This window comes from Streptomyces hebeiensis (assembly GCF_052983195.1).
Genome location: NZ_CM129812.1, coordinates 1,836,254 through 1,863,252, shown reverse-complemented (window position 1 = coordinate 1,863,252; position 26,999 = coordinate 1,836,254). Strand labels below are relative to the sequence as shown.

At 73.2% G+C, this 26,999-nt stretch carries 19 protein-coding genes and 1 pseudogene; 14 read left to right on the top strand and 6 right to left on the bottom strand.

The window, feature by feature from the left end; all coding sequences use genetic code 11:
* Window positions 1–6: 6 nt before the first annotated feature.
* Together ACU6P3_RS08000 and ACU6P3_RS07995 are read right to left on the bottom strand one after the other, a co-directional pair.
* Entirely contained in the window at window positions 7–2,271 is a 2,265-nt protein-coding gene (locus ACU6P3_RS08000; RefSeq protein ID WP_447196513.1) for a YhgE/Pip family protein, read from the bottom strand.
* A complete protein-coding gene (locus ACU6P3_RS07995; RefSeq protein ID WP_447197805.1) occupies window positions 2,243–3,016 on the bottom strand; it encodes an ATP-binding cassette domain-containing protein in 774 nt (257 codons plus the stop codon). Before ACU6P3_RS07995 ends, ACU6P3_RS08000 begins: the two co-directional genes overlap by 29 nt.
* Window positions 3,017–3,386: 370 nt before the next feature.
* On the opposite strand from ACU6P3_RS07995, the gene ACU6P3_RS07990 reads away from it, so the two are divergent.
* From ACU6P3_RS07990 to ACU6P3_RS07980, 3 genes are all read left to right on the top strand, one after another.
* A complete protein-coding gene (locus tag ACU6P3_RS07990) occupies window positions 3,387–3,959 on the top strand; it encodes an SAV_6107 family HEPN domain-containing protein (protein ID WP_447196512.1) in 573 nt (190 codons plus the stop codon).
* Between the two features lie 321 nt (window positions 3,960–4,280).
* Window positions 4,281–5,009, top strand: coding sequence for a methyltransferase (locus ACU6P3_RS07985; RefSeq protein WP_447197804.1), 729 nt, complete (start codon window positions 4,281–4,283; stop codon window positions 5,007–5,009).
* A 352-nt stretch (window positions 5,010–5,361) separates the two neighbouring features.
* Entirely contained in the window at window positions 5,362–5,760 is a 399-nt protein-coding gene (locus ACU6P3_RS07980) for an SCO2097 family morphological protein (RefSeq protein ID WP_030745834.1), read from the top strand.
* Between the two features lie 235 nt (window positions 5,761–5,995).
* Here ACU6P3_RS07980 and ACU6P3_RS07975 read toward each other — a convergent pair whose 3' ends face one another.
* The 4 genes from ACU6P3_RS07975 to ACU6P3_RS07960 all read right to left on the bottom strand — a co-directional run bounded on the left by ACU6P3_RS07975 (window position 5,996) and on the right by ACU6P3_RS07960 (window position 11,826).
* Entirely contained in the window at window positions 5,996–8,401 is a 2,406-nt protein-coding gene (locus tag ACU6P3_RS07975; RefSeq protein WP_447196511.1) for a transglutaminase TgpA family protein, read from the bottom strand.
* The gene (locus ACU6P3_RS07970; protein ID WP_447196510.1) at window positions 8,398–9,831 is read right to left on the bottom strand and encodes a DUF58 domain-containing protein; all 1,434 of its coding nucleotides are present in this window, start codon (window positions 9,829–9,831) and stop codon (window positions 8,398–8,400) included. Before ACU6P3_RS07970 ends, ACU6P3_RS07975 begins: the two co-directional genes overlap by 4 nt.
* Window positions 9,831–10,874 (bottom strand): AAA family ATPase, encoded by a 1,044-nt coding sequence (locus tag ACU6P3_RS07965; protein ID WP_030745826.1) that lies wholly within the window; start codon window positions 10,872–10,874, stop codon window positions 9,831–9,833. The genes ACU6P3_RS07970 and ACU6P3_RS07965 overlap by 1 nt, the downstream gene beginning before the upstream one ends.
* Before the next feature lie 388 nt (window positions 10,875–11,262).
* Window positions 11,263–11,826 carry a beta-class carbonic anhydrase gene (locus ACU6P3_RS07960; RefSeq protein ID WP_447196509.1) on the bottom strand — a complete coding sequence of 188 codons (564 nt, stop codon included), beginning with the start codon at window positions 11,824–11,826 and terminating at the stop codon, window positions 11,263–11,265.
* 640 nt (window positions 11,827–12,466) lie between these two features.
* On the opposite strand from ACU6P3_RS07960, the gene rsmH reads away from it, so the two are divergent.
* The 11 genes and pseudogenes from rsmH (at window position 12,467) to ftsZ (ending at window position 26,993) form a co-directional block, all read left to right on the top strand.
* Complete coding sequence (rsmH, locus tag ACU6P3_RS07955; protein WP_447196508.1) at window positions 12,467–13,423, top strand: 16S rRNA (cytosine(1402)-N(4))-methyltransferase RsmH; 957 nt, start codon at window positions 12,467–12,469, stop codon at window positions 13,421–13,423.
* On the top strand, window positions 13,420–13,929 hold the full coding sequence (gene ftsL, locus ACU6P3_RS07950) for a cell division protein FtsL (RefSeq protein ID WP_447196507.1): 510 nt from the start codon (window positions 13,420–13,422) through the stop codon (window positions 13,927–13,929). The genes rsmH and ftsL overlap by 4 nt, the downstream gene beginning before the upstream one ends.
* Before the next feature lie 4 nt (window positions 13,930–13,933).
* On the top strand, window positions 13,934–15,934 hold the full coding sequence (locus tag ACU6P3_RS07945; protein ID WP_447196506.1) for a peptidoglycan D,D-transpeptidase FtsI family protein: 2,001 nt from the start codon (window positions 13,934–13,936) through the stop codon (window positions 15,932–15,934).
* Between the two features lie 18 nt (window positions 15,935–15,952).
* Window positions 15,953–17,653 (top strand): annotated as a pseudogene (locus ACU6P3_RS07940) (UDP-N-acetylmuramoyl-L-alanyl-D-glutamate--2,6-diaminopimelate ligase); the annotation flags it as partial.
* A 154-nt stretch (window positions 17,654–17,807) separates the two neighbouring features.
* Window positions 17,808–19,238 carry a UDP-N-acetylmuramoyl-tripeptide--D-alanyl-D-alanine ligase gene (locus ACU6P3_RS07935; protein ID WP_344285565.1) on the top strand — a complete coding sequence of 477 codons (1,431 nt, stop codon included), beginning with the start codon at window positions 17,808–17,810 and terminating at the stop codon, window positions 19,236–19,238.
* On the top strand, window positions 19,235–20,305 hold the full coding sequence (gene mraY, locus ACU6P3_RS07930; RefSeq protein ID WP_030745806.1) for a phospho-N-acetylmuramoyl-pentapeptide-transferase: 1,071 nt from the start codon (window positions 19,235–19,237) through the stop codon (window positions 20,303–20,305). Before ACU6P3_RS07935 ends, mraY begins: the two co-directional genes overlap by 4 nt.
* Window positions 20,302–21,711 carry a UDP-N-acetylmuramoyl-L-alanine--D-glutamate ligase gene (gene murD / locus ACU6P3_RS07925; RefSeq protein ID WP_447196505.1) on the top strand — a complete coding sequence of 470 codons (1,410 nt, stop codon included), beginning with the start codon at window positions 20,302–20,304 and terminating at the stop codon, window positions 21,709–21,711. The genes mraY and murD overlap by 4 nt, the downstream gene beginning before the upstream one ends.
* Before the next feature lie 403 nt (window positions 21,712–22,114).
* Window positions 22,115–23,602, top strand: a complete 1,488-nt coding sequence (ftsW, locus tag ACU6P3_RS07920; RefSeq protein WP_447197803.1) for a putative lipid II flippase FtsW — start codon at window positions 22,115–22,117, stop codon at window positions 23,600–23,602.
* A 6-nt stretch (window positions 23,603–23,608) separates the two neighbouring features.
* Window positions 23,609–24,703, top strand: coding sequence for an undecaprenyldiphospho-muramoylpentapeptide beta-N-acetylglucosaminyltransferase (gene murG, locus ACU6P3_RS07915; protein ID WP_447196504.1), 1,095 nt, complete (start codon window positions 23,609–23,611; stop codon window positions 24,701–24,703).
* Window positions 24,704–24,717: 14 nt separating this feature from the next.
* Window positions 24,718–25,506 carry a cell division protein FtsQ/DivIB gene (locus ACU6P3_RS07910; protein ID WP_447196503.1) on the top strand — a complete coding sequence of 263 codons (789 nt, stop codon included), beginning with the start codon at window positions 24,718–24,720 and terminating at the stop codon, window positions 25,504–25,506.
* Between the two features lie 275 nt (window positions 25,507–25,781).
* Window positions 25,782–26,993 carry a cell division protein FtsZ gene (ftsZ, locus tag ACU6P3_RS07905; protein ID WP_447196502.1) on the top strand — a complete coding sequence of 404 codons (1,212 nt, stop codon included), beginning with the start codon at window positions 25,782–25,784 and terminating at the stop codon, window positions 26,991–26,993.
* Window positions 26,994–26,999 lie beyond the last annotated feature (6 nt).

The window sequence follows — 26,999 nt, the reverse complement described above, 5'->3', positions numbered from 1 at the left end:
CGGCCCTCACAGGCTCAGCTCCGGATGCAGCCGGTCCACCGTCCACACCTGCTTGCGGCGGGCCGACAGGGCGGTCAGCGCCAGCGCGCCCGGGGTGAACGCGGCGAGTACGGCGCAGGCCTGCCAGACCGGCCCCGTCCCGCCGCCCGTGATGAGCCTGCGCAGGGCCTCCACCACATGACTCATCGGCAGGAAGGGGTGGACGGCGGCGAAGAACCCCGGGCTCGTCTGCACGGGATAGGTGCCTCCGGCCGAGGTGAGCTGGAGCATCAGCAGGGCGAGGACCAGGATCCGGCCCGCCGGTCCGAACCGCGCGTTCAGCCACTGGACGATCGCCGTGAAACAGCAGGTGACCAGGGCGAGGAAGCCGACGGTCCCGGCGGCCCTGGCGAACTCCAGGCCGATCGCCCAGTGCAGCACGGACAGCAGCGCGCCGGCCTGGAGCAGTCCGATCGCCGCGACGGGCAGCCAGCCGGCCAGGGCGATCCGCCAGGCGGCGGCACCGGCGGCCAGGGCACGCCGGTTGAGCGGCTGGATCAGCATGTACGCCACCATCGCGCCCACCCAGAGGGAGAGCGGGATGAAGTAGGGGGCGAAACCGGTGCCGTAGTTGGGCGCCGCGTGCAGGGAACGGGACGCGAGCCGGACGGGGTCGGCCATCACGTCCGTACGGCGGTCCCGCTCCCGCCGGTCGTAGTCGGGGATCTTGTCCACACCGTCGTTCAGGCCGCCGGCCAGTTCGGTCGAGCCGTCGGCGAGCTTGAACAGGCCGCCGTCGAGGGAGATGGCGCCGGACGAGAGGTCACCGATGCCGGTGTCGAGCGAGGCGGAGCCCTTCCGCGCGTCGCTCAGGCCGGTGTGCACCCGCTCGGCGCCCTCGGCGACCCGGTGGGCGCCCGCGTTGAGAGTGTTGATCTTGGTGACGGCCGTCTCCAGATCCTCGTCCAGGTGGGGCGCGCGTTCGGCGAGCGCGGTCGCCTGCCGCTTCAGTGTGGCGAGCCGACCGTCGAGCTTCCCGAGGTCGCCGCTGTTGTCCTGGACCAGGGAGTTGATGTCACCGGCGACGTCGGCCACGGACGCGGCGGCGTTCCTGGCACGTTCGAGGGAGGCGCAGACGGTGGGGGCGGCCGGACCGGTGGGATCGGTGGGGCCGCCGGGGGTGGCGGGGGCATCGGGCGAAGGGGCGGCCGAGGCGCCGGGGGCCGAGTCCGGGTCCGGTTCCGGGACGGTTGCCGTGCCGGGGCCGCTCGTCCCGGACGCCGAGGCACCGGCCGTCGCGTCGGCCGTCCCGCTCGTCTCCGTCTCGCCGGTACGGGCCTCGCAGCGCGTCTCGTAGACGGAGTTCACGTCGTCGGAGGCCCGGCGCGCCTCGGCGGCGACGGTGGGCGCGGACGTCACGAGGCGGTCGAGGTCGTCCCGTACCGCCTGCGCGGAGTCCGCGACGAACCGGGCCGAGTCGCCGACCGCCTTGCCGTTGTCCTTGAGGTACGGACGGATGCCGCCCGCCACCGCGCCCACCTTGTCGGCGAGTTCCTGGGTGCCGTCCGCGACCTGCCGGGAGCCGGTCCTGAGGCCGGCCGCGCCCTCGTCCAGCCTGGTCAGCCCGTCCGCCAGGTCGCCGCTGCCGTCCTTGGCGGTCCGCAGTCCGGCCGTGAGGTCCTTCGATCCCTTCTTCGCCTCACCGATGCCGCGCTCCAGCCGGTCGGCGCCCTTGGCGGCGCGCTCGGTGGCGTCATGGATGTCGGAGAAGGAGATGAAGATCCTGTCCAGGAAGGAACGCGAGGCGTCGGTCGACGCGGCGGTGCGCACCTCGGCGAACACGGTCCGGGATATCTGGCCGACGATGTAGTTGTTGGCGTCGTTCGTGCGGACCTGGAGCGCGCCGGTGCCGGGCGCGTCGCCGGAGCTCGAGGCGATGCGCCGGCTGAGGTCGGCCGGCATGGTCAGGGAGAGGTAGTACGAGCCGTCCTCCACGCCCCGGCGGGCCTCGGCCGCGTCGACCTCGTGCCAGGCGAACACCTTGCTGTCGAGGAGACCCCGGGTGATCTCGTCGCCGGCGGCGATCTTCCGGCCGTCGGCCGTGGCACCCTCGTCGTCGTTCACGAGGGCGACGGGGATCCGGTCGAGACGGCCGTACGGGTCCCAGAAGGACCACAGGTAGAGCGCGCCGTAGAGCAGGGGCAGCAGGGTGACGGCGACGAGCGCGGCGCGCGGCAGTCTTCCCCTGCCGAACCGCTTGAGCTCAAGCGCGGCGAGCTTCGGCGAGCGCATCGGCCGTGTCCTCCTGTGTCCGTGGGGTCGGGTGGTCCGGTTCCGCTCGGCCGGCCGGCGGTGCCGGCGGTGCTGTGCGTGCCCTGCGCGCCGTCCTGAGCCGGATGACGGTGTCCGCCTCCTCGGGGGCCGTCCCGCCGCACGCGGCGACGACGGTCGTGCCGCCGTCGGCGACCGCGCGCAGGAGCCGCCAGGCTTCGGCGCGGCCGGTGTCGGAGAGGCCCGGGCCGACGTCGTCCACGGCGAGCAGCCGGGGACCGCCGATCAGCGCCAGGGCCACGGAGAGGCGCAGCGCCTCCAGACGTTCCAGGTCGCGCACGTGGGTGCGCTCGCCCTTGGGCAGGGCGTCGGTGTCGAGACCGGCGGTGGTCAGCGCGGCCGAGACCCGGCGCCGGGCCTCGGCGGCCCGCTCCGCGCGGGGGCGCAGCAGGGCGCGGGGCGAGCCGCCGAAACGGCTCCGCAGGAGCTCGCGTTCGCGCAGGTGCTCGGCGACGGTCAGCGCGGGGTCGAGGTCGTTGACCCCGGGCACGGGACCGAGAGCGCTGAAGCGGCGCACGGACCCCATGGCCCGGGGGAGGGCCGCCCCGCCGACCCGGGCGCGGCCCTCGGTGGGGCGCATCCGGCCGGTGAGGGTCAGCAGGAGACAGGTGCGACCGGAGCCGGGGTCGCCCTCGACGGCGACGAGCGCGCCGGGCGCGGCCTCGAACCGCAGATGGCGGAACACCCAGCCGCGCGGGCCCTTCACCCCGAGGTCCTCCGCGGTGAGACCGGCGGCCGTCCCGGTGAGGCCGGCGGCCGCGGCCGGCGCGGGGTCCCCGTCCCCGGGGTGTCCGTGGCGCCCGCCGTCCCCGCGGCCGCCGGCACAGTCGGGTGCGTCGGTTCCGGCGGGTGCGTCGGGTGCGTCGGGTGCGTCGTTCCCGCCGTTTCCCTCGCTGTTCCGATCGCCCACGGGACCTCCCCGGCTCATGCAATAACTGTACTGACTAGTCAGTGCAAAAACTAACCCGTGTCGGTGTTCGAGGCAAAGGCCCTGGTCGGAGCCGATTGTCAGTGGCGGCCCGCACGATGGACACACACGGCCACAGCGCCGTCACACGACGACAGGAGGTTCCGTCATGGCCGGCACCTACCCCGGCGCCGCGCGTCGCCGCCGTACCGACGGCCCTGCCCCCGCACTGATCGGACCGCCGAACGACGTCCACCCCGTCCAGCGCCGTGCCACGGCGCCGCCCGCCGCCCTCGACCTGCTCGCCAAGGCGCGGGCCGGGCTGGCCGAGGCCGGGGGACTGGACGTGCCGAACGAGCGCTATGCCACCGCCCATCTCGCCGCCCTCCGCACCGCCGCCGCCGTGCTCGCGGCCCGGGGCCGGCCCGAGCCGGCCACGCGGCGGCGGCGCATCAGGAGCGCGTGGGAGGTCCTGCCCGAGATCGCGCCGGAGCTGACCGAGTGGAGCGCCCTGTTCGCCGCGGGCGCCGAGCGCAGGGCGCGCGCGGAGGCGGGCATCCGGGGCGCGGCGACGGGGCGCGACGCGGACGACCTGCTGCGTTCGGCGGCCATGTTCCTGCGGCTGGTGGAGCGGATGCTGGCGCCGGAGCCGGCCCTGCCCCGGCCGCGCGGTGGTTCCGGCGAGCGCGGGGCGCCGCCGCGCCGCCCGGGCCCGGCGGAGCGGGGTGACGCGGCCGGCTGACCCGGCCGGCCCGGCTGGGGAGGGAGGTGGCCGGGCGGCTCGGCGGGACGCGGCCGTTGACCAGGAGGGAAGGCCGAGGCAATAGGGTGGTGACGAGCCCGCACAGTTCCACCGCCCCGGGCGCCCGGGGCGGCACCGCGCCAAGGAGTCACTGCCGTGTCGGACCCTTCCCCCGTTTCCGGTGCTTCCGGCGTCCCCAGTGCTTCCGCGTCTTCCGGGTCCACCGGCGCTTCCGGCGCCTCGGGTACGTCGGGCGTCTCGGGTGCTTCGGGCGCCGCGGCGGCTTTCGGCGGGGACACGCCCTCCCGCCCTCGCGGCCCCCTGCGTACGGCCGTGGTCTGGGAGGTCCTCGAGGCCGCCCTCGACCGCCGGGTCAAGACCGCCGGGACCGCGGTCCTCGACGTGCTCGACACGGGGGGCGGCACGGGCAACTTCGCCGTGCCCGTCGCCCGGCTGGGGCACCGGGTGACCGTCGTGGACCCCAGCCCCAACGCGCTGTTCGCGCTGGAGCGCCGGGCGGCCGAGGCCGGGGTGGCCGACCGCGTCCGGGGGGTGCAGGGTGACATCCGCGGCCTCTTCGAGGTGGTCGGGCGCGGCGGGTTCGACGCCGTGCTGTGCCACGGGGTGCTGGAGTACGTGGACGATCCGGCCGAGGGCCTGCGGAACGCGGTGGACGCGCTGCGGCCGGCCGGGGCGCTCAGCCTGCTCGCCGCGGGCCTGGGCGGCGCGGTGCTGGCCAGGGCGCTGGCGGGACACTTCGCCGAGGCGCGGCAGGCCCTGGCGGACCCGGCGGGCCGCTGGGGCGCGGGCGATCCCGTTCCGCGGCGCTTCACGGCCGATCAACTCACGGACCTGGTCGGCGACGCCGGGGCGGCCGTCGAGGCGGTGCACGGCGTCCGGGTTTTCTCCGACCTGGTCCCCGGCGGCCTGGTGGACACCCAGCCCGGTGCCCTGGACGCCCTGTTGCGGCTGGAGGAGGCGGCGGCCGAACTGCCCGCGTTCCAGTCCGTCGCCACACAACTGCACGTACTGGGCGAGAAGCGGAGCTGACCGGAGCCCGCTGCATGGCTCCGGCCCGTCCCGGGCCGGTGGCCGAGAGACGGCCGCCCAAGGCTTCCCAAAGGCGGCCGAAAAGGCCATAGGGTGGCTGATCAGCGTCGCGACCGCACATGGAGTGCGCCACAGGCCCCCCGGCGACGCGCCGGGCGCCGTATGATCGGGGTACGCCGTCCGGCATGACGGTTCGACGGTTGGGGAATCAACGCTTCAACGGCCGAACCGACATGGCGGCCCGGATTGACTGAATGGCATTGAGGGCGGGTTTCACGGGGGCGAATCCCTGCCTATCCTTGAAGGGGCCGCATACCGGTCGCCCCCCGCGACCGACGACGAGGAGGACTCCGTGCCGCTCTCGGAGCACGAGCAGCGAATGCTCGAGCAAATGGAGCGAGCGCTGTACGCCGAAGATCCCAAGTTCGCGACAGCGCTTGAGGGAAGCGGGCTGCGTACATACACCCGGCGACGGGTCTATCAGGCGGTCGCAGGCTTCCTGGTGGGAATCGCGCTCCTCATGGCCGGAATGGTCGCCCAGCAGATCTGGATCAGTGTGGTGGGGTTCCTCGTCATGCTGGGCTGCGCGGTCCTTGCGGTCACCGGCTGGCGCAAGGCGCCGAAGCCGGGCGAGCAGCAGTCCTCGGGCGGACCACAGGCCGGTGGCCGCCGACCACGGGGGCAGCGGGGCTCGGTGATGAACCGGATCGAGCAGCGGTGGCAGCGCCGCCGGGACGAACAGGGCCAGTGAGCCACGGCTGAGGGGCGAGCGCGTGACGCGTTCGCCCCTCAGCCGTGTCCGGGTCGTGCCCGGCCAGGCGTGCACCGCCGCGAATCCCAACGTACCGGGACCGGCTCCGGGCTCCGGGACCGGGCCGCCGGAACCGGGCCCGGAGCCGGTCCCGGGCCCGGTTCACGGAAGAAAGCGCCGGGAGGGGAACCGACAGCCGCGAGCGCGTCCCGCGGCCACGCGTCCTCCACACACCTCAGCGCGCCCCCGGCAGCCTGCGCGGCAGCGACAGGCGGACGTCCCGGAGGCGGGCCGTGAGTGCCTGCCACCGCTCCGAGGCGGACCAGATCACCCGTACGGCCGAGCGCGGGACGAACAGCGCCCGCAGGCGGGCCCGGCGGGGAACGGAGGACGCCATGGCCTCGCGGACGCGCCGGGCGTCGTCCGCCAGGCCGGGCGCCGGGCGGGGTTCCGGCGCGTACAGCACCTGCTCGACGGAGCCCGCCACCCGGTGCACCGCCTGCGCGGCGTCCCCCTCCAGCCGGCCCAGCCGTACCAGCCGGTCCGCCGCCTTGCGGGGGGTGAGCGCGTCGTCGGGCGGGATGCCGTGGTCCCAGGCGGTGTCGGTGATCTCCTGCCAGGCAGCCAGCGTCCGGGCCGCGGTGTCGGCGGTGGCCGCGCTCGTCCGGCCGCCGGAGCCCAGGCGGCGGGCCCTGGCCCTGGTCCGCCACAGCAGTGGCAGCAGCGGCAACGTGATCACGACCAGCGCTCCCAGAACGCTCAGCAGCACCGTCCCGAACGGGAAGCCCGGATCCGAGGGCGGCGGGGCCGCACCCGGCGCGGCGCTGCCGCACGCCTCCGGCCGCCCGGAGTCCGCCGGGCAGCTCGGCGAGCCGGACGGCTCGGCCGACGGCGTCTCGGCCGGGTCGGTCTCCGCGCCGCTCTCCGCGCTCGGCGTGTCCGTCGGCGTCTCGGGACGGGTGTAGTCGGGCGCGCTGCCCCGGCTCGGCGTCGGCTCGAAGCGGGTCCAGCCGACCCCTTCGAAGTACAGCTCCGGCCAGGCGTGCGCGTCCCGCAGACCGACCGACATGCTGCCGTCCGGCTTGGGCGTGCCCGGGGTGAAGCCCACGGCGACCCGCGCCGGTATGCCCAGCGTGCGGGCCATCGCGGCCATCGTGAAGGAGAAGTGGACGCAGAATCCCTCCTTCCTCTCCAGGAAGCGGGTGATCGCGGTGATGCCCGTGCCCGAGTCCACCTCGGTGTCGTACGTGAAACCGCCGTCCAGCGCGAACCAGTCCTGGAGCCTGACGGCCCTTTCGTAGTTGTTCGCCGCGCCTTCGGTGACGTCCAGGGCCGTCGACCGCACCACACCCGGCAGGCCGGCCGGGACCCGTGTGTACTCCTCCAGCAGGTCGGCGGGGGGCGGCGGCGCCGAGGCGAGCTGCTCGCTCGTCGGGTTCACCAGCAGGCTGTCGACCTTGTACGTCGCGCCCTGCGTGGACTGCCCGCGGTCGCCCACCAGCGTCCGGCCCTCGGGCTCGAAGCGCCAGCGGCCGTCGATCCGCACCCGCGTCGCCGGATAGGGCATCGGGAGGTAGTTCTGCCGGTACCAGCCCGCGGCCGAGATGCTGGTCGATATCTCCTCGGTGCCGACGCCGGGGCCCAGCCCGGACGCGCCGGGCAGCCGGTCCGGCACGTCCTCCACCTTGCGCTGGGAGAACCGCCAGGACGTCCCGTCGAACTTGTCCAGTGCCATGATCCGCAGGTACAGGTTCTGGGTGTCCCGCGCGTTGGTCCGGTAGGTCAGGGCCTCCCGGTTCTCCGGCTGGTTCAGGTTGTTCTGGAGCGAGACCAGGGGATTGACCGCGGAGATGGTGCCTCCGCCGCCCAGCCCCGAGCCGCCCGACCGGCCCGCGTTCGCCAGCAGTCCGCCGTCCAGGGACGGCAGGGCCGCCGGGACGGCCAGCGCGACGCCCAGCGCCACCACCCCGATCCTGCGGCCGGTGCGGACCGGAGCGCGCCGGGGCGAGCCGGCGAAGACCGCGAAGCGGCCCGGCTCCCGCGCCGGGGCGCCGAACACCCGGCCCCACTGGGAGAGCCGGTCCCGGCCCTCGGCCAGCAGGAGCAGCAGGTAGCCGCCGGCCGCCAGCAGGAACCACAGCCGGCCCCCGGCCCCGCCCGACAGCCCCGAGGCGACCGAGTAGAGCGCGAGCAGCGGCAGCCCGGCCGGCGCCGCGCTGCGGAAGGTCACCGCGAGGGCGTCCACCGCGAGCCCGATGACCAGGACGCCGCCGATCAGCATCAGCTCGATGCCGTCGGTCGCCGGCGCCGGTATCGCATAGCGCCCGACGTCCTGGCCGCCCGCCGTCAGCAACTCGCCGAGCTCCTGGAAGGCACCCGGGGACGGCAGGAAACCGAGCGGCGCCTCGTCGCGGGCGAAGACCATGGTGAGCATCAGCAGCACGGTCATGGCCTGCAGCGCCACGGTCAGCGGCCGGGCGAGCGGCACCCGCCGCGCCAGCGCGCCGACCGCGCCCAGGACCGCCAGCATGAAGGCGGCCCGCACCAGCCAGTCGCCCCTGTCGACCAGCGGCACCAGCGAGCCCGCCGCCATCAGGGTGGCGGCGAAGGCGCACAGGGCCAGCCGTCCCGGACCGCTCATGACCATCCTCCGGTGAAAGCCGACGCGGCGCCGGTGACCGCCGATTCCGAGCGCTGCCGTGCGGCCTGGCGCCACAGGTCGGGCAGGGCCGCCCCCGAGGGCACGGCGACCGCCGTCCAGCCGGCCTCGCGCAGCCGCCGCAGCCGGTCCTCGGCCCGGTCGTCCGGTGCGGAGCCCCGCACCCAGTCGGCACTGTCGAGCACGAACGCGACGGCGGCGGCACAGCGCTGCCGCATCCGCGCCGCCACCACGGTCTGCTCCTCGTCCAGGTCGCCGAAGAAGGCGACCAGCAGCCCCTCCGCACCGCCGCGCAGGACGTCGTAGGCGCGGGAGAGGGAGTCCTCCCCGGAGTGGTCGACCACCGCGAGGGTGTCCATCATCAGCCCGGCCGAATCGGCGGACTCGGGGGTCGCCCCGCCGAAGCCGCCCGCCCCCTCGCCCGGTACGGAGCTGCCGGTGTCGGTCAACAACCGGACCGCGAAGCCCCGTTCCAGCATGTGCACCAGCGTGGAGGCCGCGCCCGACACCGCCCATTCGAAGGCGGAACCGGGGCCCGCTCCCGCGTAGGCGACGCGCCGGGTGTCCAGCAGCACCGTGCACCCCGACCGCTGCTGCTGCTCCTCGCGCCGCACCATCAGCTCGCCGTAGCGGGCCGTGGAGCGCCAGTGCACCCGGCGCAGGTCGTCGCCGTAGCGGTAGCCGCGGGGGATCACGTCGTCCTCGCCCGCCAGCGCCAGCGAACTCTGCCGCCCGTCGCCGTAGCCCGCGGACTCGCCCACGAGCGGCACCGGGGGCAGCGGTTCGGTGCGCGGGATGACGGTCAGCGTGTCGTACGCGCTGAACGAGCGGGTCAGCTCGCACATCCCGAACGGATCGCTCAGCCGGAGCTGGAGCGGTCCGAGCGGGTACCGCCCGCGCAGGTCGGAACGGACCCGGTAGGACACCTCCCGGCGGCCGCCCGGCTCCACCCGGTCCAGGACGAAGCGGGGCCGGGGGCCGAGGACGTAGGGCACGTGGTCCTGGAGCATCAGCAGCCCGGTGGGCATCCGCGTCACGTTGTCCATCCGCAGGTGGACGCGCGCCTCGGAACCGGCCGGCACCCGCGAGGGGTACAGTCGCCGGCTGCCGGTGACCCGGTAGCGCGTGCGGTACAGGACCGCGACACAGATCAGGGGCAGGGCGGCCAGCAGCAGGCCCACCCGCAGCAGGTCGGACTGGCCGAGCACATAGGCGCAGACCCCCGCGGCGACGCCCGCGGCGAGGAACGACCGGCCGCGCGTGGTCAGTCCGGACAGCGCGGCCCGCGGCCCGCCCGTGTCCCTGTTCCCGCGCCCTTCTCCTGCCTCTTCCCTGTCCCCTTCTCCCCGGCGCTCCCCGCCGCGTTCCGCGCCGTGCGGGCCCTCCGGGCGCCACGGCCCGCCGGCCTCCATCACAGCCGCCGCGCGCCGGGCTGCCGGCCGTAGACATGCGGCCCCGGCACGCGTCCCGGCCCCGGGGCCCGGCCGCCGTCCGCCGTGGGCACGGGCGTGCGCCCGAGGATCTCCCGCACCACCTCCTCGGGCGTGCGGCGGTTCAGCTGGGCCTGGGCCGTCGGCAGCAGCCGGTGCGCGAGCACCGCCACCGCCAGGGACTGCACGTCGTCGGGCAGCGCGTACTCCCGGCCGGCCAGCGCGGCCGCGGCCTTGGCGGCCCGCATCAGGTGGAGCGTCGCGCGCGGGGACGCACCGAGCCGGAGGTCCGGGTGGTTACGGGTCGCGCCGACCAGCTCGACCACGTATCTGCGCACGGAGGCGGCCACATGGACCGCGCGCACCTCGTCGATCAGCTTCACGATGTCGGCCGCGTGGGCCACCGGCTGGAGGTCGTCCAGCGGGGACACGCCGCCGTGCAGATCCAGCATCTGCACCTCGGCCTCCGCGCTGGGATAGCCCATCGACACCCGGGCCATGAAGCGGTCGCGCTGCGCCTCCGGCAGCGGATACGTACCCTCCATCTCCACCGGATTCTGCGTGGCCACCACCATGAACGGGCTGGGCAGCTCGTACGACTGCCCGTCGATGGTGACCTGACGCTCCTCCATGGACTCCAGCAGTGCCGACTGGGTCTTGGGGGAGGCGCGGTTGATCTCGTCGCCGATCACGATCTGGGCGAAGATCGCGCCCGGTTTGAACTCGAAGTCCTGCCGCTGCTGGTCATAGATCGACACACCCGTGATGTCCGACGGCAGCAGGTCGGGGGTGAACTGGATCCGCCGCACCGACGAGTCGATGGAACGGGCCAGCGCCTTGGCCAGCATGGTCTTGCCCACACCGGGAACATCTTCGATCAGCAGATGTCCCTCGGCGAGCAGTACGGTCAGCGAAAGCCGTACGACCTCGGGCTTGCCCTCGATCACACCCTCCACCGATGTGCGGACACGCTCCGCAGTGGCGGTCAGATCTGTGCGGCTCGCACGATCGTCATAGGTCGTCACCGGCCCTCCTCGGCCCTTTCCCCGGGCCGAGGCTCCGTCAGACGGCCCGGCCCACCCAGAACACGGACACCGCCCGCCCGTCCACCCGGACGCGTCCGGGGCGTTGTCACAGCTGCATTCTTGTTGCCGTTACCGCTTCGTGTCACTCGCCTGTGGATAACTGGGTGCGTTATGCCGGTATTGCGGTTTTTCTGGCCTTGATGAGGCGGGAAACCGGCCCTCGACGGCTGTGAAGGGGCGCCCCGGCGTGGTGGGCGCGAGCACCCCGCCAGGGCGCGGCCGTGGCTCCGCCGGCGCGCGGCCGAGGCTCCGCCGGTGCGCGGTCGAGGCCGTCGGCGGGACGTGCGCGAAACGTTCCGGGCGGGCGTGAGCGCGGTTCCGGCGAAGGTCAGTCCGCCGCTTCGATCTCCCGCAGCAGGCCCGTCTTCACATCGAAGACGAAGCCGCGGACGTCATCGGTGTGGGGGAGGAACGGCGAGGTCCGTACCCGCCGCATCGACTGCCGGACGTCCTGGTCCACGTCGCGGAACGCCTCGACGGCCCAGGAGGGCCGCTGGCCGACCTCCATCTCCAGCTCGTGCCGGAAGTCCTCGGTGAGGCTCTCCAGACCGCAGCCGGTGTGGTGGATGAGGACCACGCTGCGGGTGCCCAGCGCCCGCTGGCTGATGGTGAGGGAGCGGATGACGTCGTCCGTGACCACGCCGCCCGCGTTGCGGATGGTGTGGCAGTCGCCGAGCGAGAGCCCGAGCGCGTCGTGCAGGTCGAGTCGCGCGTCCATGCAGGCGACCACGGCGACGCGCAGCACGGGCCGCGCGTCCATCCCGGGGTCGGTGAAGTCGGCGGCGTAGTGCTGGTTCGCCTCGACGAGTCGGTCGGTGACCGTCCCGCCGGTCCTGGCGGGGCCGGCGGGGGATCCGTCGGAGTCGGTGGGAAGGTGTGCGGAAGTCGGCATACCCACGACGGTAATGGTCGCGGGGCGCCGAGGGCTGCCGGGGAACGGGACGAAGGCGGCACAAGGAGCGTCAACGTCACGGGGTGTGAGGTAGTCCACACGGGTGGCGCAGGCGGTGTCGAACGGGTGAAATGTGCCGTTCGCGGTCGAGTGGGGCGTGACCCGGGCGACGCGCTGGCCGGTTGATTGACCGGACGGACGAGTGGACTAAAGTGGCGCGAAGTTCACGGACACACCCCGAACGCAACCCGACGCATCCCGGACATTCCCGCGTGTCGCGGCCCTACGTGCGGCTCGGCCTCCTCCCGCTCGGCGGTCGGCCGACGCCCTTTCCGGCGACGGCGGACCACTCCCCTTCTGAGCGGGCGGGGACCCGGCCGCACGGACGGCCGCGCCGGATCCTGAGAGGGCGCATGAGCGAGCGCAGCGAGCGAGTCACGGAAGGCCGCGCGCCCGCGCAGCGCCGTACGGAAGGCACGCCCGGCCCGTCCGGTACGGCGGGCGGGCGCCGGCGCGCCCGCGCCACCGCCCACGGACCCCGGCACCGCCCCGCGGCGATCCGCCGGGCCGGCGGGACTTCCCGGACACGGCCCGGCCCGCTCCGCGCGAGCCTCGTACCCGCCCCGGGGGTGCGCCCGTGATGAACCAGGTCCGTCACGTGCCCGTCATGCTCCAGCGCTGCCTGGACCTGCTGGCCCCCGCCCTCGCCGAGCCCGGCGCGGTCGTCGTGGACTGCACCCTCGGCCTCGGCGGGCACAGCGAGGCACTGCTCGCCACCTTCCCCTCCGCCCGGCTGATCGCGCTCGACCGGGACCAGGAGGCGCTGCGGCTCTCGGCCGAGCGGCTCGCCCCGTACGGCGACCGGGCCACGCTCGTGCACGCCGTGTACGACGAACTGCCCGACGTCCTCGCCCGTCTCGGCGTGGAGCGCGTCCAGGGCGTCCTCTTCGACCTCGGCGTCTCCTCCATGCAACTCGACGAGTCCGACCGCGGCTTCGCCTACGCCCAGGACGCCCCGCTCGACATGCGCATGGACCAGACGGCCGGTGTCAGCGCCGCCGAGGTCCTCAACACCTACCCGCCCGGCGAACTGGTGCGGATCCTGCGCGCGTACGGTGAGGAGAAGCAGGCCAAGCGCATCGTGTCGGCCATCGTCAAGGAGCGCGAGAAGCGGCCCTTCAGCCACAGCGCCCGGCTCGTGGAGCTGATCCGCGACGCTCTCCCGCAAGCCGCCAAGCGCACCGGCGGCAACCCCGCCAAACGCACCTTCCAGGCGCTGCGCATCGAGGTCAACGGTGAACTCGCCATCCTGGAGAGGGCCGTCCCCGCGGCCGTGGCGAGCCTCGCGGTGGGCGGCCGCATCGCCGTGCTCTCGTACCACTCGCTGGAGGACCGCCTGGTCAAGCAGGTCTTCGCGGCGGGCGCCGCCAGCAGTGCCCCGCCGGGGCTGCCCGTGGTTCCCGAGCGCTACCAGCCCCGTCTCGAACTGCTCACCCGCGGCGCCGAACTCCCCACGGAGGAGGAGATCGCCGAGAACCGGCGGGCGGCCCCGGCCCGGCTGCGGGGGGCCCGGCGCATCAGGGAGGACGCTCCGTGAGCGGACCGGCCAAGCAGTTGAGGGGGCGGGCCGCGCGGCTCGCCCAGCTGATGCCCTCCGGGGCCGGCTCCGCGGCCCGGACCCCCTTCGTCCTGCTGGTCGTGCTGCTCCTCGGCGGGGGTCTGATCAGCCTCCTGCTGCTGAACTCCGCGCTCAACGAGGGGTCGTTCCGGCTCAGCGACCTCAAGAAGCAGACCACTGACCTCACCGACGAGGAACAGGCCCTGCAGCGGGACGTGGACAACGCCTCCGCACCGTACGCGCTGGAGCGGCGGGCCCGCGGGCTCGGCATGGTGCCCGGCGGCAGCCCGCTCTTCCTCGACCCCGCCGGCACCGTGCGCGGTGTCACCGGCGAGGCCACCGCGTCCGGGCGGCAGTCCCCGATGGGCGGCGTCGGGGCGCCCACGGCCGGGGGTGCGCCCACCGGCTCCCCGGCCGACGACGCACCCCGGGGCACCCCGCCCCGGACATCCGGCGAGCCGGTCCCTACGACACCCGGCAGGTGACGCAGTGCCTCCCAAGGAACCACCGCGCCGCCGCGTGCCCGGACCCGCCCGCTCCGGACCCGAACGCTCCGGCGGCGCGCGGCCCGGGAACGGCGGCCGCCCCCGGCCCGCCACCGTACGCCCGGCGCAGGCGCCCCGCCGTCCGCGCCCGGGCGCGCGCGGCCCCCGCCGGATCCGGCTCGGCAGCCCCCGCCCCCGGCTGCGGCTGATCGGCCTCGGCCTGACCCTCGTCATGCTGGCGTTCGTCGTCCGGCTGCTCCAGGTGCAGGCCGTCGACGCGAGCGAGTTCGCCGCCAAGGCGGAGCGCAGCCGCTACTACACCCAGACCGTCCCCGCCGAGCGCGGCGAGATCACCGACCGGGCCGGTATCGCGCTCGCCACCAGCGTCGACGCGTACGACATCACCGCCGACCCGTTCATGTTCACCCGCGACTTCACCAAGGTCCCCGACGCCCCCGAGCAGGCGGCCGAACTGCTCGCCCCGATACTGGGCGTGGACCGCGCCGGTCTCGTGGCGAAGCTCAAGACCCCCAAGTCCCGCTACACCGTCCTGGCGCGCCGCCAGACGCCCCAGGTCTGGAACCAGATCAAGGACCTGAAGAACGTGCTCGCCCGGAAGGCGAGCAAGGCCAAGGCGGACGGCGGCTCCGGCGTGAGCGTGCTCTCCGGCGTCTTCCAGGACGCCAGCAGCAAGCGCGTGTACCCCAACGGCGACCTCGCCGCCGGGATACTGGGGTACGTGAACGCGGCCGGCCGGGGCGCCGGCGGCGTCGAGTCCATGCTCGACACGGAGCTGGCCGGCCAGGACGGCCAGATCAGCTACGCCCAGTCCGGCGGCCGTCGCGTGCCCACCGCCGGCTCGCGGGAGAAACCGGCCGTACCCGGCTCGGACATCGAGCTGACCATCGACCGGGACATCCAGTGGGCCGCGCAGAAGGCCATCGCCGACCAGGTGAAGGAGTCCAAGGCCGAACGCGGCTACGTCGTGGTCCAGAACAGCAGGACCGGCGAGATCCTGGCCATGGCCAACGCCCCCGGATTCGACCCCAACGACCTCTCCGAGGCCGACGCGGCCGCCATGGGCAACGCGGCCCTCCAGGACGCCTACGAGCCCGGCTCCACCAGCAAGGTCATGTCCATGGCCGCCGTGCTGGAGGAGGGGGCCGCCACCCCCGGCACCCATGTCGTCGTCCCCAACCGGCTGCACCGCGGCGACCGCCTCTTCAAGGACGACGTCGACCACCCCACCTGGTACCTGACGCTCAACGGGGTCCTCGCCAAGTCCAGCAACATCGGAACCATCATGGCCACCGGCGAACTCGGCAGGACCCAGGCAGAGGCCAACAAGGTCCTGCACTCGTACCTGACCAGGTTCGGCATCGGCCGCCCCACCGGCCTGGGCTACCCCGGGGAGACCCGCGGCCTGCTCGCGAAGCCCGCGGACTGGTCCACCTCGCAGCAGTACACGATCCCCTTCGGCCAGGGCCTCTCGCTCAACGCCGTCCAGGCCACCTCGGTCTTCTCGACGATCGCCAACGGCGGCGTACGGGTCGAACCCACGCTGGTGCGCGGCACGACGGGACCCGACGGGCGCTTCACCGCGGCGCCCGCCCCCGAGCGGACCAGGGTGGTCAGCGAGAAGACCGCGAAGACCGTGTCCACGATGCTGGAGTCGGTCGTCGGCGACGAGGAGGGCACGGGCACCAAGGCCCGCATCCCCGGCTACCGCGTCGCGGGCAAGACCGGCACCGCCAACCGGGTCGATCCGGAACTGGGCGTCTACCGGGGTTACACCGCCTCGTTCGCCGGCTTCGCCCCCGCCGACGACCCGCGGATCACCGTCTACTGCGCCATCCAGAAGCCCACCAAGGGCAGCCACTTCGGCGGCCAGATCTGCGGTCCCACCTACAAGAAGGTCATGGAGTTCGCTCTCAAGACGCTGCGGGTCGAACCGACCGGCAGCAAACCCGCCCGGCTGCCGGTCACCTTCAAACCCGGCGAGTGACCCCCAGGGAACCACCCAGTGACAACCATCACCCCCGATTCCGGGAACCACCACGATCCCGCCGCGCACGAGCCCCCCTCACGTGGCTCGCTGCCCGTACGGCCCGGTACGCTCACCGCCGTGCCACACGCTGATCAAGACCGAACCACCCCCCAGGACGCCGCCGCGAACCGGCCGGGGACGCCCCGCCCGGAGCGGGTCCACCCCACGCCGCTCACGGAGCTGGCCGCCCGGCTGGGCGCCGAGACCCCGGCCCACGGGCAGGTGACCGGCCCGGGGGAGGCGACCGGCATCACGCACGACTCGCGGGCGGTGCGACCTGGCGACGTGTACGCCGCGCTGCCCGGTGCCCGGCTGCACGGCGCCGACTTCGCCGCCCAGGCGGCGGACCTGGGAGCCGTCGCCGTCCTCACCGACCCGGCCGGCGCCGACCGCGCGGCGGCCACCGGGCTGCCCGTCCTGGTCGTGCCCGACCCGCGTGGCGCCATGGGGGAACTGGCCGCCGAGATCTACGGGCGGCCCGGCGCGGACCTGCTCCAGATCGGGATCACCGGTACCTCGGGCAAGACCACCACGGCCTACCTCGTGGAGGGCGGGCTGCGCGGCGCCGGCCACCGGACGGGGCTCATCGGCACCGTCGAGATGCGGATCGACGACGAACGCATCAAGTCCGAGCGCACCACCCCCGAGGCCACCGACCTCCAGGCGCTCTTCGCGGTCATGCGCGAACGCGGCGTGGAGTCGGTCGCCATGGAGGTCTCCAGCCACGCCCTGGTCCTCGGCCGGGTCGACGGCTGTGTGTTCGACGTCGCCGTCTTCAACAACCTCAGCCCCGAGCACATGGAGTTCCACTCCGGCATGGAGGACTACTTCCAGGCCAAGGCCGGGCTCTTCACCCCCGGGCGCAGCCGCGCCGGGGTGGTGAACCTCGACGACGAGTACGGCCGCCGGCTGCTGACCGAGGCGACCGTCCCGCTCACCACGTTCTCCGCCGAGGGCCACCCGGACGCCGACTGGCGCGCCGAGGACGTCCGGGTCGGCTCGCACGGCTCCACGTTCACGGCAGTCGGCCCGGACGGCGAGCGCGTCACCGCCGAGGCGCCGCTGCCCGGCCCGTTCAACGTCGCCAACACCCTGGCCGCGATCGCCACCCTCGCCGTCGCCGGGATCGACCCGCAGACCGCGGCCGACGGCATCGCCGCCGTGCCCGGGGTGCCGGGCCGCCTGGAGCGCGTCGAGGCGGGACAGCCGTATCTCGCCGTGGTCGACTACGCCCACAAGACGGACGCCGTCGAATCGGTCCTGCGCTCCCTGCGCAAGGTCACCAAGGGCCGGATCCACCTCGTGCTCGGCTGCGGCGGCGACCGGGACGTCAGCAAGCGCGGCCCGATGGGCGCCGCCGCGGCCCGGCTCGCCGACACCGCCGTACTGACCTCCGACAACCCGCGCTCGGAGGATCCGCTCGCGATCCTCGCCGCGATGCTGGCGGGCGCCGCCGAGGTGCCCGTGCACGAGCGGGGCGACGTCCTCGTGGACGCCGACCGGGCCTCCGCCATCGCCGCCGTGGTGGGCCTCGCCGAGGCCGACGACACCGTCCTGATCGCGGGCAAGGGCCACGAGCAGGGCCAGGACGTCGCCGGGGTCGTCCGCGCCTTCGACGACCGCGAGGTCCTGCGCACGGCCATCGAGCGCTCCCTGCGCCGCGAGCACGCGCCCGAGCACCGCACAGAACACCGCGTCGAGCACCGTTCCGACTACCGCACCGAGCACCGTCCCGAGCACCCGGCGGAGCCCCGCCCCGGCCTCCGCCCGGGTCACCGCCCCGGGCCGCACCACGAGCCCGGCCCCGAGAACAACAGTCAGGGATGACCCAGTGATCGCCCTCTCCCTCGCCGAGATCGTCGCCATCGTCGGCGGGCAGCCGCACGACATACCGGATCCGGCCGTCCGCGTCACCGGACCCGTGGTGTACGACTCCCGCGCGGTACGGCCCGGCAGCCTCTTCGCCGCCTTCGCCGGTGACCGCGTCGACGGCCACGACTACGCGGCGGCGGCCGTCGCGTCGGGCGCGGTGGCCGTGCTGGCCACCCGGCCCGTCGGCGCCCCCGCCATCGTCGTCGACGATGTCGTCCAGGCCCTCGGCGCGCTCGCCCGCACCGTCGTGGAACGCCTCGGCGCCACCGCGGTCGCGCTGACCGGATCGGCCGGAAAGACCAGCACCAAGGACCTGATCGCGCAGCTGCTCCAGCGCCGCGGGCCCACCGTGTGGCCGGAAGGCAACCTCAACAACGAGATCGGCCTGCCGATCACCGCGCTGCGGGCCGAGGAGGACACCCGCTACCTCGTGCTCGAGATGGGCGCGCGCTACATCGGCGACATCCGCTACCTCACCGGACTCGTCCCGCCCAGGATCGGGCTCGTCCTGAACGTCGGCACGGCCCACATCGGCGAATTCGGCGGCCGGGAGCAGATCGCCCAGGCCAAGGGCGAAATGGTGGAATCCCTCCCCGCGGCGGCCGACGGCGGAGTGGCGGTCCTCAACGCCGACGACCCGCTCGTCCGGGCCATGACATCACGGACGAGCGCCCGCGTCCTCCTGTTCGGAGAGTCGGGCGAAGCAGACGTACGGGCAGAGAACGTGCGCCTCACCGCCACCGGACAGCCCGCGTTCAGGCTTCGAACACCCTCCGGGTGCAGCGACGTGACGCTGCGGCTGTACGGTGAGCACCACGTGTCGAACGCGCTTGCCGCGGCCGCCGTCGCCCATGAGTTGGGCATGTCCGTCGACGAGATCGCCGTCGCGCTCTCCGAAGCGGGCACCCTCTCCCGCTGGCGTATGGAGGTCACGGAGCGCTCGGACGGCGTGACGATCGTCAACGACGCCTACAACGCGAACCCCGAATCCATGAGGGCGGCGCTCCGCGCGCTGGCCGCCATGGGCGGTGCCTCACAGGCCCGGGGGGGCCGTACGTGGGCGGTGCTCGGCCCCATGGCCGAACTGGGGGACGACTCGCTCGCCGAGCACGACGCGGTCGGACGGCTCGCCGTCCGGCTCAACGTCAGCAAGCTCGTGGCAGTCGGGGGCAGGGAAGCGTCCTGGCTGCGACTGGGCGCTTACAACGAGGGTTCGTGGGGTGAGGAGTCGGTGCACGTGTCCGACGCTGAGGCGGCGGTCGACCTGTTGCGCGGGGAACTGCGTCCGGGAGACGTCGTGCTGGTGAAGGCTTCGAGGTCGGCCGGGCTTGAGCGGGTCGCCCAGGCCCTGCTGGAGAACGCCACCGAGGGCGAGGTCGCCGGCCGATGAGGCAGATCCTCTTCGCGGGAGCCATCGGGCTCTTCCTGACCCTGATCGGTACGCCGCTGCTGATCAAGCTCCTGGCCCGCAAGGGGTACGGGCAATTCATCCGGGACGACGGCCCGCGCACCCACGGCAGCAAGAAGGGCACGCCCACCATGGGCGGCATCGCCTTCATCGCGGCCACGCTCGTCGCGTACGCCCTGGCGAAGGTGATCACCGGAGAGGACCCGAGCATCTCGGGTGTGCTGGTGCTCTTCCTGATGGCGGGCATGGGCCTCGTCGGCTACCTGGACGACTACATCAAGATCGTGAAGCGCCGTTCGCTGGGTCTGCGGGCCGGCGCGAAGATGGCGGGACAGCTGATCGTCGGCATCGCGTTCGCGGTGCTCTCGCTCCAGTTCTCCAACTCCCAGGGGCTCACGCCCGCCTCGACCAAGCTGTCGTTCGTCACCGACTTCGGCTGGTCGATCGGCCCGGTGCTGTTCGTGGTCTGGGCGCTGTTCATGATCCTCGCGATGTCCAACGGCGTGAACCTCACGGACGGGCTCGACGGCCTCGCGACCGGCGCCTCGGTGATGGTCTTCGGGGCGTACACCTTCATCGGGCTGTGGCAGTTCCAGGAGTCCTGCGTCAACGCGATGACCCTCACCAATCCCAACGCCTGTTTCGAGGTACGGGACCCGCTCGACCTCGCGGTCGTCGCCTCGGCCCTGATGGGCTCCTGCTTCGGCTTCCTGTGGTGGAACACCTCGCCCGCCAAGATCTTCATGGGGGACACCGGTTCGCTCGCGCTCGGCGGCGCGCTCGCCGGCCTGGCGATCTGCTCCCGGACGGAATTCCTGATCGCCATCCTCGGCGGACTCTTCGTGATGATCACCATGTCCGTGGTGATCCAGGTCGGTTCGTTCCGGCTGACCGGGAAGCGGGTCTTCCGGATGGCTCCCCTCCAGCACCACTTCGAACTCAAGGGGTGGTCCGAGGTCCTTGTGGTGGTCCGCTTCTGGATCATCCAGGGCATGTGCGTCATCGTGGGACTGGGGCTCTTCTACGCGGGCTGGGCGGCAGAGAAGTGAACTGGCAGGGCAAGCGGGTCACCGTCGCGGGTCTCGGGGTCTCCGGGATCCCGGCGGCCCGGGTGCTGCACGGTCTCGGCGCGGTGGTCACCGTCGTCAACGACGGGGACGACGAACGGGCCCGCGCCCAGGCCGCCGACCTGGCGGCGCTCGGTGTCACCGTGCGCCTCGGGGACGGGGCGACCCTGCCCGAGGGCACCGAGCTGGTCGTCACCGCCCCCGGCTGGCGGCCGGACAAACCGCTGTTCACGGCCGCCGCGGCGGCCGGGGCGGAGATCTGGGGCGACGTGGAGCTGGCCTGGCGGCTGCGCGGGCCGGGGGCCGCGCCCTGGCTCGCCGTCACGGGCACCAACGGCAAGACCACGACCGTCCGGATGCTCGCCTCGATCCTCGAAGCGGCCGGGCTGCGGACGGCCGCCGTCGGCAACATCGGCGTCTCGCTGCTGGACGCGGTCACCGGTGACGAGACGTACGACGTCCTCGCCGTCGAGCTGTCCAGCTACCAGTTGCACTGGGCGCCGAGCGTGCGCGCCCACTCCGCCGTGGTGCTCAACCTCGCGCCGGACCACCTGGACTGGCACGGCTCGATGGAGGCGTACGCGGCCGACAAGGGCCGCGTCTACGAGGGCAACAGCGTCGCCTGCGTCTACAACGCGGCCGACCCCGTCACCGAGGACCTGGTGCGCGAGGCCGACGTGGTGGAGGGCTGCCGCGCGATCGGCTTCACCCTCGGCCCGCCGGCGCCGTCCCAACTCGGCGTCGTGGACGGCCTCCTGGTGGACCGCGCCTTCATCGAGAACCGCCGGGCACAGGCCAAGGAACTCGCCGAGGTCTCCGACGTCGAGCCGCCGGCCCCGCACAACATCGCCAACGCGCTCGCGGCGGCGGCCCTCGCGCGCGCCTTCGGCGTCGAGCCCGAGGCCGTACGAAACGGACTGCGTGCCTTCCGGCCCGACCCGCACCGCATCGAACACGTCGCGGACGTCGCGGGGGTCGCCTACGTCGACGACTCCAAGGCCACCAACACCCATGCCGCGGAGGCGTCCCTGGCCGCCTACGACCCGGTCGTGTGGATCGCGGGCGGCCTCGCCAAGGGAGCGGCCTTCGACGAACTCGTCGCGGCCTCCGCGAAGCGGCTGCGCGGTGTGGTCCTGATCGGCGCCGACCGAGGCCTGATCCGGGAAGCCCTCGCGCGACACGCCCCGGAGGTCCCGGTCGTGGACCTGGAACGGACCGACACTGGGGCGATGTCGGCGGCGGTCCGCGAAGCGGCACGGCTCGCACAGCCGGGGGACACGGTCCTGATGGCCCCGGCCTGCGCCTCGATGGACATGTTCGCCAACTACAACAAGCGAGGCGAGGCGTTCGCGGACGCGGTGAGCGCACTCGCCGCCGAGCACGCCTGACCGGCCCCGTGCCGTGCTGAGCCGTCCGGGGCCGCGGCACGGGCCGTACCTCCGGAGGGCGCCGGACACCCGGCAGCCGCCGCGACAGGCCCGACTGGAGGGGACAGCGACGATGCCGGCCGACGACACCGCTGACCGGGATCCGGGGCACCGGGACCCGCACGACGCGAGCCCGTGGCACCGGGAGCCGCACCATCCGGCCCCGCGGCAGCAGGACCCGCACGAGCGCGGGCCGCGCGACGGCGGACCGCACCGCGCGGACCGCCCGCATCCCGCGGAGCCACGGCGCGCCGACCCCGGCGCCCGTCCCCGCGACCCGCGCCCCCGCGAACCCCGCCGCCCCGAGCCACGGCCCGTGGTCCGCACCTGGGGCCTCGCCAGCGCGCTCGCGGGCACACCCGTCCTGGCCGGCCCGCCGGGCGCCGACAGCGCCGCACGGGGCCCGGCCGCGGGCCCGGACGGCGGCCGCCCCGCCGGACGCCGGGCGGAGTCCGGGCGGGGCACGGAGCGCGGCAGCGCGTCCGGCCCGGCCCGCGGACCGGCCGCCCCCGGCGGCCGGGGCCCGTCACCCGCCGGCCGTCAGTCCGCCCCACGCCGCCCGGGCGGCGCCGCCCGCCCCCCGAAGCCGAGGCGCCGGAACGGGCCCCGCGGACTGTACGAGCGGGCGCGCCGCACCTGGGACCGGCCGCTGACCGCGTACTACCTGATCCTCGGCAGCGCGCTGCTGATCACCGTGCTCGGCCTGGTGATGGTCTACTCCGCGTCGATGATCTACGCGCTCCAGCTGTCACTGCCGTCCACGTACTTCTTCCGCAAGCAGTTCGTGGCCGTGCTCCTGGGCGCCCTCCTGCTGCTGGCGGCCTCCCGCATGCCGGTCAAACTCCACCGCGCGCTGGCCTATCCGCTCCTGGTCGGTTCCGTCTTCCTGATGGCGCTCGTGCAGATCCCCGGGATAGGGCGTTCGGTCAACGGCAACCAGAACTGGATCTACCTGGGCGGCCCGTTCCAGCTCCAGCCCAGCGAGTTCGGCAAACTGGCGTTGATCCTCTGGGGTGCTGATCTGCTTGCCAGAAAACAGGACAAAAAGCTGCTGACCCAGTGGAAGCACCTGCTCGTCCCGCTCGTACCCGGCGCGTTCATGCTGCTCGGACTGATCATGCTCGGCGGGGACATGGGGACGGCGATCATCCTCACGGCCATCCTCTTCGGCTTGTTGTGGCTGGCCGGCGCGCCCACCCGGCTGTTCGGTGGGGTGCTGGTCGTCGTGGCGCTGCTCGGCTTCGCGCTGATCAAGTCCAACGAGAACCGGCTGTCCCGGTTCAACTGTGTCTTCGCCAAGGACCTGGGCCCCGAGGGCGAGTGCTGGCAGGCCGTACACGGAATCTACGCCCTGGCGTCGGGCGGATGGTTCGGATCCGGCCTCGGCGCGAGTGTGGAAAAGTGGGGGCAACTGCCCGAACCGCACACCGACTTCATTTTCGCCATCACCGGGGAGGAACTGGGACTGGCGGGGACGCTGTCGGTGCTCGCGTTGTTCGCGGCTCTAGGCTATGCGGGTATCCGCGTGGCCGGACGCACGGAGGATCCCTTCGTGAGGTACGCCGCGGGTGGCGTGACCACCTGGATCACGGCCCAGGCCGTGGTCAACATCGGTGCGGTGCTCGGTCTGCTGCCGATCGCCGGAGTCCCGCTCCCGCTGTTCTCCTACGGAGGATCGGCCCTGCTGCCGACCATGTTCGCTATCGGGCTGCTGATCGCGTTCGCGCGAGAGGATCCCGCCGCGAAAGCGGCCCTGGCCATGCGCCAGCCTGTCTTCGGCAGGAAGCGGGCCGGGGTGAGATGGAAGACGATGAGACGGCGCGTCAAGAAGCGTCCGTCCGGAGAGCGGTGAATTTCGGTGCATGTCGTACTCGCCGGCGGGGGGACCGCCGGCCACATCGAGCCCGCGCTCGCCCTCGCGGACGCCCTGCGGAGGCAGGATCCGACCGTGGGGATCACGGCCCTGGGCACGGAGCGCGGACTGGAGACCAGGCTCGTACCGGAGCGGGGGTACGAGCTCGGGCTGATCCCCGCCGTACCGCTACCGCGCAAACCGACCCCCGAACTCATCACCGTCCCCGGGCGGCTGCGCGGCACCATCAAGGCCGCCGAGCAGATCCTGGAGCGCACCAAGGCCGACTGTGTCGTGGGCTTCGGCGGCTATGTCGCGCTGCCCGGCTATCTGGCGGCCAAGCGGCTCGGCGTGCCGATCATCGTCCACGAGGCCAACGCCAGGCCCGGTCTCGCCAACAAGATCGGTTCGCGGTACGCGAACGGCGTGGCCGTCTCCACCCCGGACAGCAAGCTGCGCGGCGCCCGCTACATCGGCATTCCCCTGCGCCGCACGATCGCCACCCTCGACCGGGCCCGCGTGCGCCCCGAGGCGCGCGCCGCGTTCGGCCTCGACCAGAACCTGCCCACACTGCTGGTCTCCGGCGGCTCGCAGGGCGCGCGCCGGCTCAACGAGGTGGTGCAGCAGGTCGCTCCGGTGCTCCAGCGCTCCGGGATCCAGATCCTCCACGTGGTCGGCCCGAAGAACGAATTGCCGCGCGTGGACAACATGCCCGGTATGCCGCCTTATATCCCGGTACCGTACGTGGATCGGATGGACCTCGCGTACGCCGCCGCCGACATGATGCTCTGCCGCGCGGGCGCGATGACCGTCGCCGAACTCTCCGCCGTCGGGCTGCCCGCCGCCTACGTCCCGTTGCCCATCGGCAACGGCGAACAGCGGCTCAACGCCCAGCCGGTGGTGAAGGCCGGCGGCGGACTGCTGGTCGACGACGCCGAGCTCACACACGAGTGGGTGCAGGGCAACGTGCTCCCGGTGCTCGCCGATCCGCACAAGCTGTACGAGATGTCGCGCGCGGCCGCCGAGTTCGGCCGCCGGGACGCCGATGAACTGCTTGTCGGCATGGTGTACGAGGCGATCGCAGCACGCCGTCAGGCGTAGGGAGGCAGGGGAGCGTGGCCGGACCGACGACCGCCGAGCGCGGTGCGCGACCGAAGGGCGAGTCCGGCGGCTCCGAGGAACCGCGCGAGCGCCGGTTCCGGCTCCCCGGCCGGCGGGTGATGATCGTACTGGCCGGTTCCCTCGCCCTGTTCGCGGGCGGCACCTGGTTGTTGTACGGCTCCGACTGGCTGCGTACGGAGCGGGTGAGCACCTCCGGCACCGAGGTGCTCACCCGCTCCGAGGTCGAGTCCGTGGCGGCCGTCCCGGTGGGCTCGCCGCTCGTCTCCGTCGACACGGACGGGATCGAGAACCGGCTGCGGCGCAAGCTGCCCCGTATTGATTCGGTCGATGTCGAGCGCTCCTGGCCGCACACAATCAGACTGAAAGTGACCGAACGGCAGCCGGTCCTGCTGATCGAAAAAGACGCGAAGTTCATCGAAATGGACGCCGACGGTGTGCGCTTCGCCACGGTGGACCGGGCGCCCGACGGGGTCCCGCTGCTCAGGACGGCCCTGAGCCCGCCGTCCGGCCGGCAGCGTTTCGGGCCGGCCCGGCTGACCCGGGAAGCCGTGCGCGTAAGGGAGGGCCTGCCCGGGAAAGTGGCCCGGGACACCCGCGTCGTGCTGGTCCGTTCCTTCGATTCCATCTCCCTGGAACTGACCGGTGGACGTACGGTCATGTGGGGAAGCGGCGAGGACGGGCCGGCCAAGGCCCGTGCGCTCACCGCCCTCATGAAGGCCGCTCCGCGGGCACGGCACTTCGACGTGAGTGCCCCCACCGCACCGGCGGCATCGCGGAGTTGACGCGTATATGTGCTGGCCAGCACCCTGGTTGGTCAGCGCTATGGGTGATCACATAGGGTGAAAAGAAAAACGGGAGGTTCGGCGTGTTCGTTGAACGTGCGCCGCTTGTCGACTTAGTGTCCTGTTCGGAAGAGTCCAGGAAACGGACACACTGGTAACCCTCAACTTCAACGTTAGGGTTTGGGTCGGCGTTTCGGACCGTCCCATCGGCATCAGTCGTCGCGGCGCCCCACGGCGGAGCGGCGACACGTAAATCGAGGCGAGAGGCCTTCGACGTGGCAGCACCGCAGAACTACCTCGCAGTCATCAAGGTCATCGGTGTCGGCGGCGGTGGTGTCAATGCCATCAACCGGATGATCGAGGTCGGCCTCAAGGGCGTCGAGTTCATCGCGATCAACACGGACGCGCAGGCCCTGTTGATGAGCGACGCCGACGTCAAGCTCGACGTCGGCCGCGAACTCACCCGCGGCCTGGGCGCCGGCGCCAACCCGGCGGTCGGCCGCAAGGCGGCCGAGGACCACCGCGAGGAGATCGAGGAGGTCCTGAAGGGGGCCGACATGGTCTTCGTCACCGCCGGCGAGGGCGGTGGCACCGGCACCGGCGGCGCGCCCGTCGTCGCCAACATCGCGCGCTCCCTGGGCGCCCTGACGATCGGCGTGGTCACCCGCCCGTTCACCTTCGAGGGCCGCCGTCGCGCGAACCAGGCGGAGGACGGCATCGCCGAACTCCGCGAAGAGGTCGACACCCTCATCGTCATCCCCAACGACCGGCTGCTGTCCATCTCGGACCGCCAGGTCAGCGTGCTCGACGCGTTCAAGTCCGCGGACCAGGTCCTGCTGTCCGGTGTGCAGGGCATCACGGACCTCATCACCACCCCCGGCCTGATCAACCTCGACTTCGCCGACGTCAAGTCCGTGATGTCGGAGGCGGGCTCGGCCCTCATGGGCATCGGCTCGGCCCGTGGTGACGACCGCGCGGTGGCCGCCGCGGAGATGGCGATCTCCTCGCCGCTCCTCGAAGCCTCCATCGACGGCGCCCGCGGTGTCCTGCTCTCCATCTCCGGCGGCTCGGACCTCGGACTGTTCGAGATCAACGAGGCCGCCCAGCTGGTCAGCGAGGCCGCCCACCCCGAGGCCAACATCATCTTCGGCGCCGTCATCGACGACGCCCTCGGCGACGAGGTACGGGTCACCGTCATCGCGGCCGGCTTCGACGGCGGACAGCCGCCGGCCCGCCGGGAGACCGTGCTCGGCGCCGGTTCCGGCAAGCGTGACGAGCAGCCCGCGCCGCCCCGGTCCGACACCGGCCGGTCGGCCGGCGGCCTGGGCACCGTACCGCCCCGCGAGGAGGGCCCCGAGCGGGTCGACTCCGCCCCGGTGGTCGGCGAGTCCGCGTTCTCCCCGATGCCGCCTCCCCAGGTGCCCCCGGCCCGTCCGTACCAGGACAGCCAGGCCGAGGAACTGGACGTGCCGGACTTCCTGAAGTGATAACCA

Bases quoted from the DNA above. Each gene is read 5' to 3' on its own strand.
- ACU6P3_RS08000 (WP_447196513.1), bottom strand. From the start codon at position 2,271: ATGCGCTCGCCGAAGCTCGCCGCGCTTGAGCTCAAGCGGTTCGGCAGG.
- ACU6P3_RS07990 (WP_447196512.1), top strand. From the start codon at position 3,387: ATGGCCGGCACCTACCCCGGCGCCGCGCGTCGCCGCCGTACCGACGGC.
- ACU6P3_RS07975 (WP_447196511.1), bottom strand. From the start codon at position 8,401: ATGAGCGGTCCGGGACGGCTGGCCCTGTGCGCCTTCGCCGCCACCCTG.
- ACU6P3_RS07970 (WP_447196510.1), bottom strand. From the start codon at position 9,831: ATGGAGGCCGGCGGGCCGTGGCGCCCGGAGGGCCCGCACGGCGCGGAA.
- ACU6P3_RS07960 (WP_447196509.1), bottom strand. From the start codon at position 11,826: ATGCCGACTTCCGCACACCTTCCCACCGACTCCGACGGATCCCCCGCC.
- rsmH (WP_447196508.1), top strand. From the start codon at position 12,467: ATGAACCAGGTCCGTCACGTGCCCGTCATGCTCCAGCGCTGCCTGGAC.
- mraY (WP_030745806.1), top strand. From the start codon at position 19,235: ATGAGGCAGATCCTCTTCGCGGGAGCCATCGGGCTCTTCCTGACCCTG.